The sequence below is a fragment of the Kitasatospora sp. NPDC059722 genome (assembly GCF_042733235.1).
In the GTDB taxonomy this organism is placed as follows: domain Bacteria; phylum Actinomycetota; class Actinomycetes; order Streptomycetales; family Streptomycetaceae; genus Kitasatospora.
In genome coordinates, this window is the sequence record NZ_JBHWGD010000044.1 from 18,932 (window position 1) to 36,881 (window position 17,950).

Annotated in this window: 14 protein-coding genes, 1 pseudogene and 1 riboswitch; of the genes and pseudogenes, 10 read left to right on the plus strand and 5 right to left on the minus strand. The window is 71.7% G+C overall.

Annotation, left to right across the window (positions count from 1 at the left end; genetic code table 11):
* Window positions 1-594 (minus strand): annotated as a pseudogene (locus ACFV4F_RS25845) (glycogen debranching enzyme GlgX); the annotation flags it as partial.
* A gap of 255 nt (window positions 595-849) precedes the next feature.
* On the opposite strand from ACFV4F_RS25845, the gene ACFV4F_RS25850 reads away from it, so the two are divergent.
* From ACFV4F_RS25850 to ACFV4F_RS25875, 6 genes are all read left to right on the plus strand, one after another.
* Window positions 850-2,091 (plus strand): Ig-like domain-containing protein, encoded by a 1,242-nt coding sequence (locus ACFV4F_RS25850; protein WP_380505796.1) that lies wholly within the window; start codon window positions 850-852, stop codon window positions 2,089-2,091.
* A gap of 168 nt (window positions 2,092-2,259) precedes the next feature.
* A complete protein-coding gene (locus ACFV4F_RS25855) occupies window positions 2,260-3,498 on the plus strand; it encodes an Ig-like domain-containing protein (RefSeq protein ID WP_380505799.1) in 1,239 nt (412 codons plus the stop codon).
* 200 nt (window positions 3,499-3,698) lie between these two features.
* Window positions 3,699-4,913, plus strand: coding sequence for an Ig-like domain-containing protein (locus ACFV4F_RS25860; protein WP_380505802.1), 1,215 nt, complete (start codon window positions 3,699-3,701; stop codon window positions 4,911-4,913).
* Between the two features lie 160 nt (window positions 4,914-5,073).
* Window positions 5,074-5,631 (plus strand): ATP-binding protein, encoded by a 558-nt coding sequence (locus ACFV4F_RS25865; RefSeq protein WP_380441343.1) that lies wholly within the window; start codon window positions 5,074-5,076, stop codon window positions 5,629-5,631.
* 554 nt (window positions 5,632-6,185) lie between these two features.
* Complete coding sequence (locus tag ACFV4F_RS25870; protein WP_380505805.1) at window positions 6,186-7,127, plus strand: DMT family transporter; 942 nt, start codon at window positions 6,186-6,188, stop codon at window positions 7,125-7,127.
* 135 nt (window positions 7,128-7,262) lie between these two features.
* Window positions 7,263-7,544, plus strand: coding sequence for a hypothetical protein (locus ACFV4F_RS25875; protein WP_380441347.1), 282 nt, complete (start codon window positions 7,263-7,265; stop codon window positions 7,542-7,544).
* 81 nt (window positions 7,545-7,625) lie between these two features.
* Here ACFV4F_RS25875 and ACFV4F_RS25880 read toward each other — a convergent pair whose 3' ends face one another.
* The 4 genes from ACFV4F_RS25880 to gcvT all read right to left on the minus strand — a co-directional run bounded on the left by ACFV4F_RS25880 (window position 7,626) and on the right by gcvT (window position 12,148).
* Window positions 7,626-8,993 carry an L-serine ammonia-lyase gene (locus tag ACFV4F_RS25880; RefSeq protein ID WP_380441348.1) on the minus strand — a complete coding sequence of 456 codons (1,368 nt, stop codon included), beginning with the start codon at window positions 8,991-8,993 and terminating at the stop codon, window positions 7,626-7,628.
* Window positions 8,994-9,147: 154 nt separating this feature from the next.
* On the minus strand, window positions 9,148-10,416 hold the full coding sequence (glyA, locus tag ACFV4F_RS25885) for a serine hydroxymethyltransferase (protein ID WP_380441350.1): 1,269 nt from the start codon (window positions 10,414-10,416) through the stop codon (window positions 9,148-9,150).
* Between the two features lie 136 nt (window positions 10,417-10,552).
* On the minus strand, window positions 10,553-10,927 hold the full coding sequence (gene gcvH, locus ACFV4F_RS25890; RefSeq protein ID WP_359969324.1) for a glycine cleavage system protein GcvH: 375 nt from the start codon (window positions 10,925-10,927) through the stop codon (window positions 10,553-10,555).
* A 99-nt stretch (window positions 10,928-11,026) separates the two neighbouring features.
* A complete protein-coding gene (gene gcvT / locus ACFV4F_RS25895; RefSeq protein WP_380505808.1) occupies window positions 11,027-12,148 on the minus strand; it encodes a glycine cleavage system aminomethyltransferase GcvT in 1,122 nt (373 codons plus the stop codon).
* A gap of 231 nt (window positions 12,149-12,379) precedes the next feature.
* A riboswitch (glycine riboswitch) is annotated at window positions 12,380-12,485 on the minus strand.
* 220 nt (window positions 12,486-12,705) lie between these two features.
* Between gcvT and ACFV4F_RS25900 the strand changes: the two genes are divergently transcribed.
* The 4 genes from ACFV4F_RS25900 to ACFV4F_RS25915 all read left to right on the plus strand — a co-directional run bounded on the left by ACFV4F_RS25900 (window position 12,706) and on the right by ACFV4F_RS25915 (window position 17,809).
* Window positions 12,706-13,488 carry an enhanced serine sensitivity protein SseB C-terminal domain-containing protein gene (locus tag ACFV4F_RS25900; protein WP_380505811.1) on the plus strand — a complete coding sequence of 261 codons (783 nt, stop codon included), beginning with the start codon at window positions 12,706-12,708 and terminating at the stop codon, window positions 13,486-13,488.
* A gap of 116 nt (window positions 13,489-13,604) precedes the next feature.
* Entirely contained in the window at window positions 13,605-14,540 is a 936-nt protein-coding gene (locus ACFV4F_RS25905) for an enhanced serine sensitivity protein SseB C-terminal domain-containing protein (protein WP_380441356.1), read from the plus strand.
* 464 nt (window positions 14,541-15,004) lie between these two features.
* Window positions 15,005-15,994, plus strand: coding sequence for an ABC transporter permease (locus tag ACFV4F_RS25910; RefSeq protein WP_380441359.1), 990 nt, complete (start codon window positions 15,005-15,007; stop codon window positions 15,992-15,994).
* A gap of 54 nt (window positions 15,995-16,048) precedes the next feature.
* A complete protein-coding gene (locus ACFV4F_RS25915) occupies window positions 16,049-17,809 on the plus strand; it encodes an ABC transporter substrate-binding protein (RefSeq protein WP_380498046.1) in 1,761 nt (586 codons plus the stop codon).
* The last annotated feature ends 141 nt before the right edge of the window (window positions 17,810-17,950 follow it).

Here is a 17,950-nt window from a genome sequence, read left to right on the forward strand (position 1 = left end):
GCGCCGAGTGCCGCCGCGCGGGCGGGCTTCATGGCCGCCCGCGCCCCCGGCCGGGGGGGCGGGGGGGGGGGGGCCGCCCCCCCCCGCGCCCCCGCCCGCCCCCCCCACGGATCTGGGCACGTAGCGGGCGGAGTCGCGGTTGTCCCGGACGGTGTCGGCGACGTCCGCCTCGGGCCAGTTGCGGACGGCGCCGCTGGCCGCGTCGTGGGAGGTGTAACAGCCGTCGACGGCGCGGGCGTACGGGTCGAGCAGCAGCTTGGCCGGGTTCCAGCGGGCGCCGGTCCACGGGTCCCAGCGGCCGTGCACGCGGAAGCCGTACCGCGTGCCGGGGCGCACGCCGGGCAGGAAGCCGTGCCAGATCTGGAAGTCCTGTTCGGTGAGGCGGTGCCGGCTCTCCTTGCCGTCCTCGTCGAACAGGCACAGGTCGACGGCCTCGGCGCCGGCCGCCCAGAGCGCGAAGTTGGTGCCGGGGCCGCCGAGCCGGTCGGTGCGGAAGCGGGCGCCGAGCGGCTGCCAGTCGCCGGGCCACGGTGGCTCGGCGGTCCGTCCGCCGCGCGTCCGCACACCGGCTTCCAGCTCCTGCCCTGACGCCATGGCCGTGCCCTCCCTGGCCGGGGTGTCCCGGACCCCGTGCCCTTCCTCATTCCCGGTTTGCACTGATCGGAAGCGGCTGAACGGGGGCTTACCGGCGGATGGCGGCCGAGGGGTGCGGGCCGTGGGGTGCCCGGGTCGGCGCGGGGCGCCCGCGCGGCCCGGGGGGCGGGCGCCGGCCGGCCCGCGCCGCCGTGTCCGGTCCCGGGGCTCCTCGTTGTTCCGGATATCGGAACGACACGGCTGGAGGCCCCCGGAATGCGGCGCCGAGGACGGGTTTGGGCGCGGCGGGCGGTGGCGGCGGCCTGGTGCCTGGCCGCGCTCACGGGCTGCGGCAGCGGCGGCGCCCCGGCCGCGCCCGCCAACGACGGGGCCCCGCCCGGGGTGCACACCCCGCCCCCGCCGCCGTCCCGGGCGGTGCTCGCCGCCCTCCCCGCCGACGGCGCCCAGGACGTGCCGCCGGACGGGCCGGTGCGGGTGACGGTCGCGCAGGGCAGGCTGGTCTCCGTCCGGCTCGCCGACAGCAGGGGCACCGAGGTCCCCGGCACCGTCGCCCCGGACGGCGCGGCGTGGACGCCGGACGGCCCGCTGCCGCTCGGCACCGCGTACACCCTGGACGCCGTCGCCGAGGACGGGCAGGGCCAGAAGGCGGCCCAGCACTCGGCGTTCTCGACCGTCGCCCGCGCGCACACCTTCGTCGCCTTCTTCACCCCCGAGGACGGCTCCACGGTGGGTGTCGGGATGCCCGTCTCGCTGCGCTTCAGCCGTCCGGTCACCGACCGGGCGGCGGTGGAGCGGGCGGTGCGGGTGAGCGCGGACCCGCCCGTCCCGGTGGCCGCGCACTGGTTCGGCGGCCAGCGGCTGGACTTCCGCCCGCAGCGGTACTGGGCGGCCGGGACGAAGGTCACGGTGGAGCTGCGGCTGAAGGACGTGCAGGGCGCGCCGGGGGAGTTCGGCACCCAGACCAAGGACCTGCGCTTCACGGTCGGCCGGGCCCAGGTGTCCACGGTGGACCTCGACGCGCACACCCTGACCGTCCGCTCCGGCCAGGGCGGCAAGGTGCTGCGGGTGCTGAAGGTGTCCGGTGGCAGCCCCGACCACTCCACCTACCGGGGGGTGCTGGTGGTGTCGGAGAAGTACCGGGAGACCCGGATGAACTCGCAGACCGTCGGCATGGGCGACGAGTACGACATCAAGGACGTCCCGCACGCGATGCGGCTGACCGCCTCCGGCACCTTCATCCACGGCAACTACTGGGCGGATCCCGGGGTGTTCGGCACCGCGAACACCAGCCACGGCTGCATCGGCCTCGCCGACACCAAGGGCGGGACGGGCAAGGACACCCCGGCCGGCTGGCTGTTCGAGCACACCATCCCGGGGGACGTGCTGGAGGTGAAGGCCTCCGCCGGGGACGTCGTGCCGCCGCAGAACGGGCTCAACGACTGGAACGTGCCGTGGGCCCAGTGGGTGGCCGGCAGCGCGCTGCCGCCGTTCCACTAGCGCCGGGAGCCTTCACGACTGCTTCACCCACCTCCCCCCGGAGTTCACCCGGACGGCCCGGTTATCCTGCTCCGACGTGCCGGGACCCGGCGCGAAAGATCGGCGCCCGGTGCAACTTTCGGGGGCACTCGCCGCGTCAAGTGAGTGAATACCGGGAGGGGAGAAACCGTGAAGACGGGTACGACGGCCGGCGCCGCGATACGCAGGGGTGCGGTGGCACTGGCCATGGGCGGGGTGCTGCTGCTCACCGCGGCCTGCAACGACGACAACGGGGGCGGCGACAAGGCGTCGGGGGGCAGCACGACGGCGGCCGACGGCGCCGCGGCCCCGGCGGCCTCGCAGGCCGCACCGAAGACCTCGGCCGCGGTGCTGGCCGTGGCACCGAAGGACGGCGCCCAGGACGTCGCGCCGAGCAACGGGCTGCAGGTGGGCGTGTCCAACGGCAAGCTCACGTCGGTCGAGGTGACCGACAAGGACGGCAAGCCGGTCGAGGGCGCGATCACCCCGGACGGCACCGGCTGGAAGCCCGCGGCGGCGCTCGCCGTCGGCATGGCGTACAAGGTGAACGCGCAGGCCAAGGACGCCGACGGCCTGGTGGCCGCGTCCACGACGACGTTCACGACGCTGACGCCGGAGAAGAAGGTCTCCACCAACGACAACATCAGCGACGGCGCCACCTACGGCGTCGGCATGATCGTCTCGGTGAACTTCACGAAGGACGTCAAGAACAAGGACGCCGTCGTCAAGGGCATCACCTTCGAGAGCAGCAACGGCACCGAGGTGAAGGGCCACTGGTTCGGTGACCGCCGGGTGGACTTCCGTCCGGCGGAGTACTGGAAGCCGGGCACCAAGGTCACCATCAAGTACCGGTTGAAGAACGTCGAGGTGTCGCCCGGTGTCTACGGCGACGTGGACAAGGACGAGCCGTTCACCGTCGGGCGCTCGATGGTCTCCACCGCGGACGCCAAGACGCACCAGATGACCGTCGAGCGGGACGGCAAGAGCACCACCGTGCCGGTCACGCTGGGCGCGGACGCGACGCCGTCCTGGGGCGGCACCATGGTGATCATGTCCAAGGAGAAGGTCACCCGGATGAACTCGCAGACCGTCGGTCTCGGCGGCGAGTACGACATCCAGGACGTGCCGCACGCGATGCGGCTGACCACGTCCGGCACGTTCGTGCACGGGAACTACTGGGCCAAGAACAACCCGTTCGGGAACCTGAACGGCAGCCACGGCTGCGTCGCGATGTCGGACGTGCAGGGCGGCAGCGACTCCTCGGTCGCCGGCAAGTTCTACAACGACTCGATGGTCGGCGACGTCGTCAAGGTCGTGAACACCAAGGAGAAGACCGTCTCGCCCTCCAACGGGCTGGGCGGCTGGAACGTCGCCTGGGCGAACTGGTAGGACTTACCCGGCAATAGGCCCGGGTAGTCCCGTATCGTCACTGCTTTTCCGTCGAGCGGCCCGATCCTCACCCGTTGGGGTCGGGCCGCCGGCGTTTTCCGAGCGCGAAGCCCCTCGAATGGCGCAACCTTTCCGGTGGCCAGCGCGTGTATTGGTCGGGCCCGCTGGGTCCGAACGGGGTGTTTGAGGGAGGGATCGACGTGAAGTCGATACGCAGGGTGATGGCCGTCGGTCTGGTCGGCGGAATGATGGTCCTGACGGCGGCGTGCAACAACAACGACGGCGGCGGGAGCGCGGCCAAGGCCGACCTCGGGGGCGGCGCGGCCTCCGCGGCTCCCTCGGCGGCCGGCACGAGCGCGGCGCCGAAGACGTCGCAGGCCGTGGTGTCCATCGAGCCGAAGACCGGCTCGGTCGACGTCGCGCCGGACGCGCTGAAGGTCGGCGCGACGGGCGGCAAGCTCACCACCGTGAAGGTGAGCGACAAGAGCGGCAAGGAGATACCCGGCACGATCGCCGCCGACGGCTCCAGCTGGACCCCGTCCGCCGGGCTCGCGGTCGGCACCTCCTACCAGGTGAGCGCGATGGCCGCGGACGCCAACGGCGCCGTGGCGCAGGCCGACAGCAGCTTCACCACGCTGACCCCGACGGCGCTGGCCAAGGCCGCCGACAACGTCGACAACAACGCGACGTACGGCGTCGGCATGATCGTCTCGGTGAACTTCAGCAAGGACGTCAAGAACAAGGACGCGGTCCTCAAGGGCATCACCTTCGAGAGCAGCAACGGCACCGAGGTGAAGGGCCACTGGTTCGGCGACCGCCGGCTGGACTTCCGCCCCGCCGAGTACTGGAAGTCCGGTACCAAGGTGACGGTGCACTACCACCTGGGCAGCGTCGAGATCGCCCCCGGCGTCTACGGCAGCGACCGCGACGAGCCCTTCACCATCGGGCGCTCGCAGGTGTCCACCGTCGACGCCAAGACCCACAAGATGACGGTCGTGCGGGACGGCCAGTCCTCCGACATCGACATCACCTCCGGCTCGGACGCGCACCCGACCTGGAACGGCACCATGGTCATCGAGTCCAAGGAGGGCGTGGTGCGGATGCAGTCCAGCACCCTGCCCGGGATGACCGGCGCGCCGTACGACCTCCAGGTGCCGCACTCGATGCGCCTCACCGACTCGGGCACCTACATCCACGGCAACTACTGGTCGGACGCCTTCGGCGAGGACAACGTCAGCCACGGCTGCGTCGGCCTCAAGGACGTCAAGGGCGGCGGCGACTCCACCTCGATGGGCAAGTTCTACGACGGCTCGATCGTCGGCGACGTCGTGATCGTGAAGAACTCCAGCAAGAGCGAGACGCTCGACCCGTCGAACGGTCTGAGCGGCTGGAGCCTGCCCTGGGCCTCCTGGTAGCCACCGGGCACCACGCGCTCCCCGCGACCCGGGACCGGCCTCGTGCCGGTCCCGGGTCGTCGTTTTGCCGCCCGCCCGTCGCCCCCTCTTGCATGGGGCATATGCCGAATCGGTCGTGATCGTTTGCTCATTGTCCGTACGCGGCTGCTTGCGTTCCGCAATGATGGGTCGCATGGCGGGTTGGGGCGAAACAGATCAGTCATCAGTTCCGGGAGCCGGAATGGTCGCGGAGGCGTCCTGGATCGACGTCCCGGGCGCGCTGTCGGCGCTGGAGCGGCTCAGCTCCGGGGAACTGGAGGAGATGTACTTCGGCAGGCTGTGCGACCAGTCCGCGCCGGGCGAGGTGCGGCTGCCGTCCCGGGCGGAGTCCGCTCAGGTGGCCCGCCGGCTGGTGCTCTCCGTCCTGGAGTCCTGGGACCTCCACCAGCACCTGGAGGCGGGGGAGTTACTCACCAGCGAGCTCGTCTCCAACGCCGTGCGGCACGCCGCCGGCCGCACGATCGGGCTCCAGGTGATCCGCAAGCCGGGCTGGCTGCGGGTCGAAGTCCGGGACTCCTCAAGGGCGTTGCCCTGCGTGATCCTCGCCGAGCCGCTGCCCGTCACCGAGCGGGGGCGCGGCCTGAAGGTGGTCGACGACCTCGCCGACCGGTGGGGTGCGGACCTGCTGCCGCGGGGCAAGGGCGTCTGGTTCGAGCTGAAGATCCGCGAGCGCCATTGACGCGGCAGGGTCCGGAAAACACGCAGGGCCCCCTGGAATCGCCGTGGTCCGGCGGATGGGGGCCCGTGCAGGTCATCGCGCCGGCCAAGGGGGTGCGTGCCGCGCGATGGGCGTCGACTGTGCCAGGTCGGGCCAGTCGAAGTCCGATGTGTCGACTATGGCACGGATCTCAGCATGTGGGCAAACCGGGCAGCTTGGATTGAAAGGTTTGTAACCTACTTCACCTTGGGAATTTGCATAGGTTAACGATGTTGCCTGTGAATATTCATAAATGATCGCCCCCGAGGGGGCCGCCCGACCGGTGTCGCCATCCCCGTGCGGGTGGGGGCGGCCGTTAACGCTTTCGGGCGAGCGTGCACCATGCGCCGTTGACGTAGCATCGGGGGCGTGAACCCGTACTGGCGCGTCGCGCTGCCACCGCTCCGCGCCTGAGCGGGCGCGCGCAGGTGATCTGACCCGCGGCCCCGGCCGGCCCCTGCCGCCGGGGGTCCGTCGCGTGCGCCCGTTTTCGAAACCAGTCCCAAGACGGTCTTCGACGACGGAAGTTCACCACTGTGCCGAACCGCACCCGTACCCGCACGCCCTCCCGCCCCGCCCCCGCCACCCCGGCGGCTCCCACCGCCCCCGGCCGCCTGCGCGGTCCGCTGCCGATCCTGGCCGCCGCCGTGCTCTGGGGCACCACCGGGACGGCGAGCTCCCTCGCGCCCGCCGGTGCGCCCCCGGCGGTCCTCGGAGCCGCTGCGCTCGTCCTCGGCGGGCTCCTCCTGTTCCTCTCCAGCCGCGACGCGCGCGCCCTGCCCGGGGCGTGCACCCGCGGCGAGCGCCGGCTGCTCGCCCTCGGCGCCGTCGCGGTGGTGGGTTACCCGCTCACGTTCTACCCGGCCGTGACGCGCACCGGCGTCGCCGTCTCCACCGTGATCGCGCTCGGCAGCGCCCCCGTGTTCACCGGTCTCCTCGGCTGGATCGCCGGGCGGCAGCTACCGGGCACCCGGTGGGCCGTCGCCACCGCCGCCGCCGTCCTCGGCTGCGCGGTGCTCGTCCTCGGGCCCGGACTCACCGGCGCCGGCGCGCCCGTGGACCTCCTCGGCGTCCTGCTGGCCGCCCTCTCCGGGCTCTCGTACGCCGCGTACTCGCTCATCGGGGGCGCGCTGATCGCGCGCGGGCACGCGTCGGGCGGGGTGATGGGCGCGATGTTCGGCGCGGCCGCGGTGCTCGTGCTGCCCGTCCTGGTGTTCGGCGGCGGGCCCTGGCTCGTCTCGCTCCGGGGGGCGGCCGTCGTGCTCCACCTGGCCGTGATCACGACCTTCCTCGCGTACCGCCTCTTCGGCCACGGCCTGCGCCGCACCACGGCCCAGACCGCCACGACGCTCACCCTCGCCGAGCCCGCCGTCGCCGCCCTCCTCGGCGTCGCGGTGCTCGGCGAACGGCTGCCGGCCGTCTCGTGGTCGGGCCTCGGCATCCTGGCCGCCGGGCTGGCCCTCCTCGCCTTCGGGTGATCTTGGCGGGTCGTCGGCGCGGCCCCGGGCGGTCGGCGGGCCACTTCGGTATCTCTTGCCGGGACCGGGAGTTGGTGGACGAAGCGTTCGTCCTTCGTCCGCCGACTCCGTGACGACCGGAAGGATTTGCCGACCATGAAGCTCGTACGACGGATCGCCGCCGCCGCCACCGGCCTCACCCTCGCGCTGGGTGGTGTCGTCGCCCTCGCGCCGGCCGCGAGCGCGACCCCGCAGGGCTGCTTCTACTACGTCCTGGAGAACAAGCCGGACGCCGACCCGCAGATCGCGGAGGACGCCTGCCAGATCGGAGCGGCCGGGGGACAGGCTGCCTTCCAGAGCTGTTACCACCTCCTGCGGGAGGACTACGTCCCGGCCGTCATCGCCGGCAACGCCTGCCGCCGCGCCGCGCAGGAGTAGCGGCCGGCGGGCCGGCCGCCGCAACACAACGGGCCCCCGGACGGTCACGCCGTCCGGGGGCCCGCCGTCACGCCGGGGCGATCAGCACTCGATGACGTTCACGGCGAGGCCGCCGCGCGAGGTCTCCTTGTACTTGATCTTCATGTCGGCGCCGGTCTCCTTCATCGTCTTGATCGCCTTGTCGAGCGAGACGTGGTGCCGGCCGTCGCCGCGCAGGGCCATGCGGGCGGCGGTGACGGCCTTGACGGACGCCATGCCGTTGCGCTCGATGCACGGGATCTGGACCAGGCCGCCGACCGGGTCGCAGGTGAGGCCGAGGTTGTGCTCGATGCCGATCTCGGCGGCGTTCTCGACCTGCTCGGGGGAGCCGCCGAGGACCTCGGCGAGGCCGCCCGCGGCCATCGAGCAGGCGGAGCCGACCTCGCCCTGGCAGCCGACCTCGGCGCCGGAGATGGAGGCGTTCTCCTTGAACAGCATGCCGATCGCGCCGGCCGCGAGGAGGAAGCGGACGATGCCGTCGTCGTCGGCGCCCGGGATGAAGTTCAGGTAGTAGTGCAGGGTGGCGGGGATGATCCCGGCCGCACCGTTGGTCGGCGCGGTGACCACCCGGCGGCCGGAGGCGTTCTCCTCGTTGACCGCCATCGCGTAGAGCGTCACCCACTCCATCGCGTTGGCCGGGCCGATGCCCTCGGCGCGCAGCGCGCGGGCCGCGGCCGCCGCCCGGCGGCGCACCTTGAGGCCGCCCGGCAGGATGCCCTCGCGGGACATGCCGGCGCGGACGCACTCCTGCATGACCTGCCAGATCTCCAGCAGCCCGGTGCGGATCTCCTCCTCGCTGCGCCAGGCCTTCTCGTTCTCCAGCATCAGGCCGGAGATCGACAGCCCGGTCTCGCGGGTGAGGCGCAGCAGCTCCTCGCCGGTGCGGAAGGGGTACTTCAGCGCGGTGTCGTCCGGCTTGACCCGGTCGGCGCCGATCGCGTCCTCGTCGACGACGAAGCCGCCGCCGACCGAGTAGTAGGTCTTCTCCAGCAGCGTCGAGCCGTCGGCCGCGAACGCCCACAGGGTCATCCCGTTGGCGTGGTACGGCAGCGAGCGGCGCCGGTGCAGGATCAGCTGGGTGTCGGGGTCGAAGTCGATCGGGTGCTCGCCGAGCAGGCTGAGCCGCTTCTCGGCGGTGATCCGCTCGACGTCCCGGTCGGCCTGGTCGACGTCGACCGTGCGCGGGGAGTTGTTCTCCAGGCCGAGCAGGACGGCCTTCGGGGTGCCGTGGCCGTGGCCGGTGGCGCCGAGCGAGCCGTACAGCTCGGCGCGGACGCTCACCACCCCGGGCAGCAGGCCTTCGGACCGCAGCCGCCGGGCGAACATCCGGGCGGCGCGCATCGGGCCGACCGTGTGGGAGCTCGACGGGCCGATACCGATGGAGAAAAGGTCGAAGACACTGAGGGCCACGGGGGGACGTCCTTGTCTGGTCTCGTGGACGGACATTGCGTTGCTGTGCGTAGGCGCAGCATGAGGAGGGGCACCGCGCGTCTTTCCAGTGTGCGCGGTGCCCCGGAAACTCCCGTGGACGACCGGCGTGAGGCCGGTCACCCACCCCCGGCGATCAGAGGTTCGGGTAGAGCGGGTACTTCTCGGCCAGCGCGGTGACGCGGGCCTTCAGGCCGGCGGCGACGGTCTCGTCGAAGCCCGGCTTGAGGGCCTCGGCGATGATGTCGGCGACCTCGCGGAAGTCCTCGGCGCCGAAGCCGCGGGTGGCGAGGGCCGGGGTGCCGATGCGCAGGCCGGAGGTGACCATCGGCGGGCGCGGGTCGTTCGGGATCGCGTTGCGGTTGACCGTGATGCCGACCTCGTGGAGGCGGTCCTCGGCCTGCTGGCCGTCGAGCTGGCTGTTGCGCAGGTCGACCAGCACCAGGTGCACGTCGGTGCCGCCGGACAGCACGGAGGCGCCGGCCTCGGCGACGTCGGCCTGCAGCAGGCGCTCGGCGAGGATCCGGGCACCGTCCAGGGTGCGCTGCTGGCGCTCCTTGAACTCCTCGGACGCGGCGACCTTGAACGCGACGGCCTTGCCCGCGATCACGTGCTCCAGCGGACCGCCCTGCTGGCCGGGGAAGACCGCGGAGTTGATCTTCTTGGCCCACTCGGCCTTCGACAGGATGACGCCGCCGCGCGGGCCGCCCAGGGTCTTGTGGGTCGTGGTGGTGACGACGTCCGCGTACGGCACCGGGTTCGGGTGCAGGCCCGCGGCCACCAGGCCGGCGAAGTGCGCCATGTCCACCATGAGCAGGGCGCCGACCTCGTCGGCGATGCGGCGGAACTCGGCGAAGTCGAGCTGGCGCGGGTAGGCGGACCAGCCGGCGATGATCAGCTTCGGCTGGTGCTCCTTGGCGAGGCGCTCGACCTCGGCCATGTCGACCTGGCCGCTCTTCTCGTCGACGTGGTACGCGGCCACGTTGTAGAGCTTGCCGGAGAAGTTGATCTTCATGCCGTGGGTCAGGTGACCGCCGTGGGCCAGGCTCAGGCCCAGGATGGTGTCGCCCGGCTGGATCAGCGCGAACATCGCGGCGGCGTTGGCCTGCGCGCCCGAGTGCGGCTGGACGTTGGCGTGCTCGGCGCCGAACAGGGCCTTGACGCGGTCGATCGCGATCTGCTCGACGACGTCGACGTGCTCGCAGCCGCCGTAGTAGCGGCGGCCGGGGTAGCCCTCGGCGTACTTGTTGGTGAGCACCGAGCCCTGGGCCTCCATGACCGCCACCGGGGCGAAGTTCTCGGAGGCGATCATTTCCAGGGTGGTCTGCTGGCGGTGCAGCTCGGCGTCGACCGCGGCGGCGATCTCCGGGTCGAGCGAGTGCAGGGATTCGTTGAGAACCGTCATGGTGTGGTCTTCCCGGGGCGAAGGAGGAATCGGGACCGCCGCGCGAAGTGCGCCCTCGGAAGGGCGGCGGCGGGTGACGGGTGGGCGGTGAGGGGGGCGGGCCGCCGCGCTGCGGCCCGCCGCGCCAAGGGCCTGGTCAGCCGCCGATGAAGGCGGTGTACTCGTCGGCGCTGAGCAGCTCGTCGGTGGACTCCACCTTGACCTTGAACAGCCAGCCGCCCTCGAACGGGGCGCTGTTGACCAGGGCGTTGTCGTCCAGGACGTCCTGGTTGACCTCGACGACCTCGCCGGTCACCGGGGAGTACAGGTCGCTGACCGACTTGGTGGACTCCAGCTCGCCGCAGGTCTCGCCGGCGGTCACCTCGTCGCCGACCTCGGGCAGCTGCACGTAGACGATGTCACCGAGCGCGTCCGCGGCGTGCTTGGTGATGCCGACCGTCGAGACACCGTCCTCGGCGGCCGTCAGCCACTCGTGCTCCTTGGTGTACTGCAGGTGCTGGGGGTTGCTCATGGCGTCATTCTCCAGGATGGGAAGCGGGTACGACGAAGCGGGCCGCCGCGCGGACGGCTTCGTCGCGGATCAGTGGTGACCGAGGGCCCGGGAAGATCCTCAGCGGGCGCGCTTGTAGAACGGCAGGGCGACGACCTCGACCGGCTCGTGCTTGCCGCGCACGTCCACCGCGACGGCGGTGCCGGGGGCGGCGTGGGCCGCGTCCACGTAGGCGATCGCGATCGGCTTGCCCAGCGTCGGGGACGGCGCGCCCGAGGTGATCCGGCCGATCGGGGCGCCGTCGGCGGAGACCACCGTGTACTCGGCGCGCGGCACGCGCTTGCCCTCGGAGACCAGGCCCACCAGGACGCGCGGCGGGGTCGACTCCGCCTCGGCGGCGGCCTTCTCCAGGGCCTTGCGGCCGACGAAGACGCCGTCGTTGGTGGTCTTGTCGAAGCGGACGACCCGGCCGAGGCCGGCGTCGAACGGGGTCAGGTCGGTGGAGAGCTCGTGCCCGTACAGCGGCATGCCCGCCTCCAGGCGCAGGGTGTCGCGGCAGGACAGGCCGCACGGCACCAGGCCGTGGCCCTCGCCGGCGGCGGTCAGCGCCTGCCAGACCGGCTCGGCGTCGGCCGGGGCGCAGAAGATCTCGAAGCCGTCCTCGCCGGTGTAGCCGGTGCGGGCGAGCAGCACGTCCCGGTCGGCCACCCGGGCCGGGAGGATCGCGTAGTACTTCAGGCCGGGCAGGTCGGCCTCGGTGGTCTTCGCGAGGATCGCGGTGGACTCCGGGCCCTGGACGGCGATCAGCGCGTAGGTGTCGCGGTCGTCGGTGACGACGGCGTCGAAGCCCTTGGCGCGGGCGATCAGCTCGTCCAGCACCAGCTGGGCGTTGGAGGCGTTGGCGACGACGAGGAAGGAGTCCTCGCGCAGGCGGTAGACGATCAGGTCGTCCAGGATGCCGCCGTCCTCGGCGCAGATCATGGTGTAGCGGGCGCGCAGCACGCCGAGGGCGGAGACGAAGCCGACCAGCGCGTGGTCCAGCATCTCGCCGGCCTGCGGGCCGGTCACGGTGATCTCGCCCATGTGGGACAGGTCGAACAGACCGGCCTTGGTGCGGACGGCGAGGTGCTCCTCGCGCTCGCTGCCGTAACGCAGCGGCATGTCCCAGCCGGCGAAGTCGGTCATGGTCGCGCCGAGGGCGCGGTGCAGCGCGTCGAGCGCGGTGAGGCGGAGGGACGACATGGCCTGGGAACTCCTCGGTCTGGGCACTCAGGGGTGCACGCGCCGGACCGGACCCGCTCGGGGACCGACTCCTGCGCGCGGGCATGCGGCGGCGTGGGTCTCCCCATCTGTCGTCGAACCTGAGAGCTTCACCGCGCAGCGGCCCGTCGCTGTTTCCAGCTTTCCGGACAGGATGGCGGCTTGCACCGTGGGTGGGCGCACGACAGGCCGTGCGCCGCTTTCCAGATGTGCCTAACCCGTGCGGTAGGGGGGCCTGAGAGATTCCGGGGAGGACTTGCTCCTTCGGCGCCGGCCGTGCCACCAGACGGGGCACTCCGGACTCTCCCGCGCGGGTTCGAGCGGCCGGTATGGAGTTAGTGGGGCCGACTGCGCACGACGCCGTCGGACGCGCACATCATGGCACGTCCGCGGCACCGATGGGAGGGGGGACCCGGTCACACACCACAGGGGACCCGGCCACACGCCACACAAGGGAACACGCACCCTAGACTGCTGCGCGTCGGCAGCAGTGGGCGGCCGACCGGCAGAGGGCGGTACAGGGGCGCATGGGGTACCCGGTGGAGCAGCAGCAGGGGTGGGGCGGCCCGGACACGCCGCCGCCGGGCGGGGCCTGGCCGGCCAACGAGCTGGAGCAGGTGCTCACCGCCGCGCTGGGCGATCCGGGCGCGACGCCGCGGGTGGTCGAGGTGCTGGCCCGCAGCCAGGTGTGGATCCCGCTGCCCGCCGGCGGCGACCCGCAGGGGCAGTCGCTGGACCTGCCGACGATCGAGCTGGGCGGCGAGCCGTACGTCCCGGTCTTCTCCTCGCAGGAGGTGTTCCTCCAGCAGGCGCCGGGGATGGCGTTCGCGGTCGCCCCGGCCTGGGAGTTCGCCCGCGGGCTGCCGCTGGGCGTCGGGATCGCCGTCAACCCCGAGGCCGCGGTGGGCATCCCGGTGCCGCCGCAGGGCGTCGCCGAGCTGCGCCGCGGTCCGCGCGAGGACCGCTGGGAGGACCCCTCGGCGCCGACCGGTGGCCGGGTCGCGCTGCGCGAGCCCGTGCCGGGGGAGGACCCGGAGCACTTCCTGGCCGTCTGCCGGGCCGAACTCGCCGCCCTGCCGGGAGTGTTGACCGCGCGCCGCGCGCTCGCGAGCATCGAGGGCGAGCCGACCGTGATGTTCATCGGCGTGCAGCTGGACCCGGCCGCCCCGGCCGACCCGGCGGCGGTGAACGAGGCGCTCGGCCGCGCGCTGGGAACCGCGCCGCTGCCCGGCGGCGTCCACCTCGTGCTGCTCGACCTCGTCGACGATCCGGTGGTCGAGTGGCTGCTCACCCGGGTGCTGCCGTTCTACGCGCGGGTGTGACGGGGTCCGTTCGTAGGCACGTCGCCGTGGCGTCGGCCGGTGCCGCGCCATAGGGTGCGTGCAGACGGCCGACGGGCCGGCGGCAGGTGAGGAAAGAGGCGCGGCGAGGTGGGCGCATGAGTGCGGGAGCGGTGTCCGGTGGTGCACCGGGGCCCTGGGGCCAGGCACCGGCCGGACGCCCCGGCGCGGATCCGGGCGTGCTGGAGCGCGCGCTGCGCGAGGTCGCGCCGGAGCGCTACGAGGCGTACGAGCAACTGCTCCGCGCCCTGGCCGAGGGCCAGGTCTGGATGCTGCTGTGGCACGGCACCCCGGGCAGCCCGGACGCCCAGTACGGGAACATGGAGATCAGCGGCCACGGCTACGCGCCGGCCGTCACCTCCCCCGAGCAGCTGGCGGCCTCCGGCTGGGCGCGCGCCCACGAGGTCGTCTCCGGGCGCGAGATCGCCGCGTCGCTGTACCGCACCCGCTGGGGCCTGTGGCTGAACCCGCACGCCCCGGGCGGCGGGGTCGGCGTGCCGTGGGCGGACCTGCGGCGGATCGCGGGGGGCCTGGACCGGCTGCCGGCCGGGCCGCTGAGGCTCAGCGAGCCGCAGGTGAACGCCCAGCAGTTCTTCGCGCTGCTGGAGCACCAGGCGCGCGAGGTGCGGGCCGTCCGGGCGCTGCGCCGGGCCTGGGTGCAGCCGGCCGTGGGCGAACCGTACCTGGCCATCGGCCTGGACCTGTACGACGGCTCCCCGCCGGCCGTGGAGGCGGTGCGCGCGCTGATGCAGCGGGCGATCGCGGTGGCCCCGGAGGGGCTGGCGGTGTCCACGGTGGCGATGGCGGACGAGTACGACCCGGTGGCGCTGTGGATGCGGGCCAAGGCGCGGCCGTTCTACGACCGCGAGGCGGCCGGGCTCGCCCGGCCGACCGGTGCCTACCCGCCGGTGCCGCCGCCGGGCCACCAGGCGCCGCCGTACTACCCGCAGCAGACCGGGCCGGGCTGGCACGGGCAGCCGCAGCCGCAGCCGCAGCCGCCCCAGCGGCCGTGGCCCGGATACCCGGGGCGCTGAACCGCTAAACCCGCCAAAACCCATTTCCAGAAGCCGACTTGACTTTGCGTCAGGTCGGCTTCGGCGCTTTCCGGACGACTTCGCGGCTGCGGGTGTCAGGCATCTTGACACGGTTATCACGACCGTGTGAAGAGGGATATGCCGATGATCGTGGAGGTGCATGCACGCAGATCACAGTTGGGCATCTGTCGCTTGGCAGGGCTGGCGCAAGCCAGTTCGGATGGCAGAGAGTTCTGCGCAACGCACCGCGCGAACTCGGAACCCCACAAAGGTCAACGCGCACGCCGACCGCTCCAGCCACGCGACGCCCATCCCGCGTGGTGGCAGTGCACCGTGCACGACGCACTGCCGCACTGCCGCGAAACCCCGCTCCTTAGCACCTCCGCACGTCCGCATAGCCGCACCGCCGAAGCCGGCGACCGGCACCCGTGGGCCGGCCACCGTCGGCGAGGGGACCTACTGACATGACCACATCCGTCACCACCGCCGGGAACGATCCGGAGGCACCCGCCCCCGCGAGCCCGGCCCAGAAGATCGAGGGCCGCTCCCTCGGCCAGATCGCCTGGACCCGTTTCAAACGGGACAAGCTGGCCGTCGTCGGCGGCATCGTCGTGATCCTGCTGATCCTGCTCGCCGTGCTGGCCAAGCCGATCGAGGGACTGTTCGGCCTCGACCCGGACGCCTTCAACCAGGACCTGCTGGACGCCAACCTCGGCGGTCTGCCGCTCGGGGACTGGGGCGGCATGAGCTGGGACCACCCGCTGGGCGTCGACCCCCTCACCGGCCGCGACCTGCTCGCCCGTGTCATCGAGGGCTCCTGGGTCTCCCTGCTGGTCGCCTTCGGCGCGACGCTGCTGTCCAACACGATCGGCACCGTGCTCGGCGTCATGGCCGGCTACTACGGCGGCTGGGTGGACACGCTGATCAGCCGGATCATGGACGTCTTCCTCGCGTTCCCGCTGCTGCTCTTCGCGATCGCGATCTCGACCTCGCTGCAGGGCGGCGCGTTCGGCCTGCACGGCCTCCCGCTGCACCTCCTGGTGCTGATCTTCGTGATCGGCTTCTTCAACTGGCCCTACATGGGCCGGATCGTGCGCGGACAGACCCTCTCGCTGCGCGAGCGGGAGTTCGTGCACGCGGCCCGCAGCCTCGGCGCCCGCGGCCCGTTCATCCTGTTCAAGGAACTGCTGCCTAACCTGGTCGGTCCGATCCTGGTCTACTCGACCCTGCTGATCCCGACCAACATCCTCTTCGAGGCGGGCCTCAGCTTCCTCGGCGTCGGCATCCAGCCCCCGCAGGCCTCCTGGGGCGGCATGCTCAACGACGCGATCAAGTACTACCAGGTGGACCCCCAGTTCATGGTGGTCCCCGGTCTGGCGATCTTCCTCACCGTGCTCGCCTTCAACCTGCTCGGCGACGGGCTGCGTGACGCCCTCGATCCCAAGAGCAACTGACCCTGCGTCAGGAACCTTCACCGTTTCCACATCCTCAAGGGGTTGATCTCACCCATGCGTAGGTCCCGTACCGTCGCGCTGACCGCGGTGGCAGCTGCCGCAGTCCTCGTCGTGACCGGATGCACGTCCAGCAAGACCACAGGTGGCTCCTCCAGCAGCGCGGCCGGCGGCGGCGCCGACGCCGCCACGAAGGGGGTCGTCAACGCCTCGGACAAGAAGGGCGGGACGGTCACCTACGAGATGAAGGGCACCCCGGACTCCTTCGACCCGGGCAACACCTACTACGCCTACATCTACAACTTCTCGCGCCTGTACGGGCGTCCGCTGACCACCTTCGCCCCGGGCCCCGGCGCGCAGGGCAACAAGCTCGTCCCGGACCTCGCGGCCGGCCTCGGCCAGCCCAGCGCCGACGGCCTGACCTGGACGTACAAGCTGCGTCCCGGCCTGAAGTACGACGACGGCTCCGCGATCACCTCGAAGGACGTCAAGTACGCCGTCGAGCGCTCCAACTTCGCGCCGGACGTGAACTCCAACGGCCCGACCTACTTCCACGACCTGCTGGTCGACAACGCCACGCCTTACCAGGGTCCGTACAAGGACAAGGAAGGCGGCCTGAACTCGATCGAGACCCCGGACGACCTGACCATCGTCTTCCACCTGAAGCAGCCGTTCGCGGACTTCGACTACCTGGTCAGCGCCCCGCAGACGGTCCCGGTCCCGCAGGCCAAGGACGACGGCGCCGGCTACGTCAAGCACGTGGTCTCCTCGGGCACCTACAAGTTCGCGTCCTACGACGACGGCAAGCAGCTCTCCCTGGTGCCGAACACCAACTGGGACCCGAGCACCGACCCGATCCGCAAGCAGCTCGCGGACAAGATCGTGGTCAAGATGGGCATGGACCAGGCCACCATCGACAAGGACCTGATCGCCGGCAACGCGCAGGTCGACCTGGTGGGCCTGGGCGTCGACCCGCAGACCCAGGCGCAGATCCTGCAGAACCCGAAGCTCAAGGCCAGCAGCGACAGCTCCTACGGCGGCCGCCTGATCTACACCGCGATCAACACCAAGGTCGCGCCGTTCGACAACGTCGAGTGCCGCAAGGCCGTCCAGTACGCGATCGACAAGCTCTCGGTGCAGACCGTCGAGGGCGGCCCGATCCGCGGCGCGATCGCCAGCACCGTGCTCCCGCCGGACATCCCGGGCCACCAGGACTTCAACACCTGGGCGACCCCGGACAACAAGGGTGACGAGGGCAAGGCCAAGGACGCCCTCAAGGCCTGCGGCAAGCCGGACGGCTTCAGCACCGTGATCTCCGCCCGCACCGAGCGCGACCCCGAGATCCAGGCGGCGACCGCGATCCAGGCCGCGCTGAAGAAGGTCGGCATCAACGTCGAGATCCAGAAGTACCCGCAGGGCAAGTACTTCTCGGACAACGCCGGTTCCCCGCAGTTCACCCAGGACCACAACATCGGCCTGATGATGATGCAGTGGGGCGCCGACTGGCCGACCGGCTACGGCTTCCTGCAGCAGATCGCCGACGGCCGCGCCATCAAGGCCTCCGGCAACAGCAACCTGGCCCAGCTGAACGACCCCGCGATCAACAAGCTGCTGGACGACGCGATCGCCAACACCGACCAGGCGGCCCGCGAGAAGATCTACGGCGACATCGACAAGAAGATCATGGACCAGGCGGTCTACGTCCCGCTGATGTACGCCAAGGTCTTCCTGTACCGCCCGGACAACGCCACCAACCTGGTCTCCACGTCGGCCTTCTCGGGCCAGTACGACTACCTGAACATCGGCACCACCAAGTAAAGAGCCTGGCTCCGCATCCCTGAAGGCAGGTGAAGGCAGCGGCGCCCCCCCCCCGCCCCCCCAACCCCCCCCGGGGGGGGGCGCCCGGGCCCCCCCCAGCTGTTTTTGGAATAAAAAAGCGCCTCGAACGGGCCCGCGCGC

Excerpts from the sequence above, each read along its gene's own strand:
- ACFV4F_RS25850 (WP_380505796.1), top strand. The coding sequence starts at position 850 with ATGCGGCGCCGAGGACGGGTTTGGGCGCGGCGGGCGGTGGCGGCGGCC.
- ACFV4F_RS25865 (WP_380441343.1), top strand. The coding sequence starts at position 5,074 with ATGATGGGTCGCATGGCGGGTTGGGGCGAAACAGATCAGTCATCAGTT.
- ACFV4F_RS25875 (WP_380441347.1), top strand. The coding sequence starts at position 7,263 with ATGAAGCTCGTACGACGGATCGCCGCCGCCGCCACCGGCCTCACCCTC.
- glyA (WP_380441350.1), bottom strand. The coding sequence starts at position 10,416 with ATGACGGTTCTCAACGAATCCCTGCACTCGCTCGACCCGGAGATCGCC.
- gcvH (WP_359969324.1), bottom strand. The coding sequence starts at position 10,927 with ATGAGCAACCCCCAGCACCTGCAGTACACCAAGGAGCACGAGTGGCTG.
- gcvT (WP_380505808.1), bottom strand. The coding sequence starts at position 12,148 with ATGTCGTCCCTCCGCCTCACCGCGCTCGACGCGCTGCACCGCGCCCTC.
- ACFV4F_RS25905 (WP_380441356.1), top strand. The coding sequence starts at position 13,605 with ATGAGTGCGGGAGCGGTGTCCGGTGGTGCACCGGGGCCCTGGGGCCAG.
- ACFV4F_RS25910 (WP_380441359.1), top strand. The coding sequence starts at position 15,005 with ATGACCACATCCGTCACCACCGCCGGGAACGATCCGGAGGCACCCGCC.
- ACFV4F_RS25915 (WP_380498046.1), top strand. The coding sequence starts at position 16,049 with ATGCGTAGGTCCCGTACCGTCGCGCTGACCGCGGTGGCAGCTGCCGCA.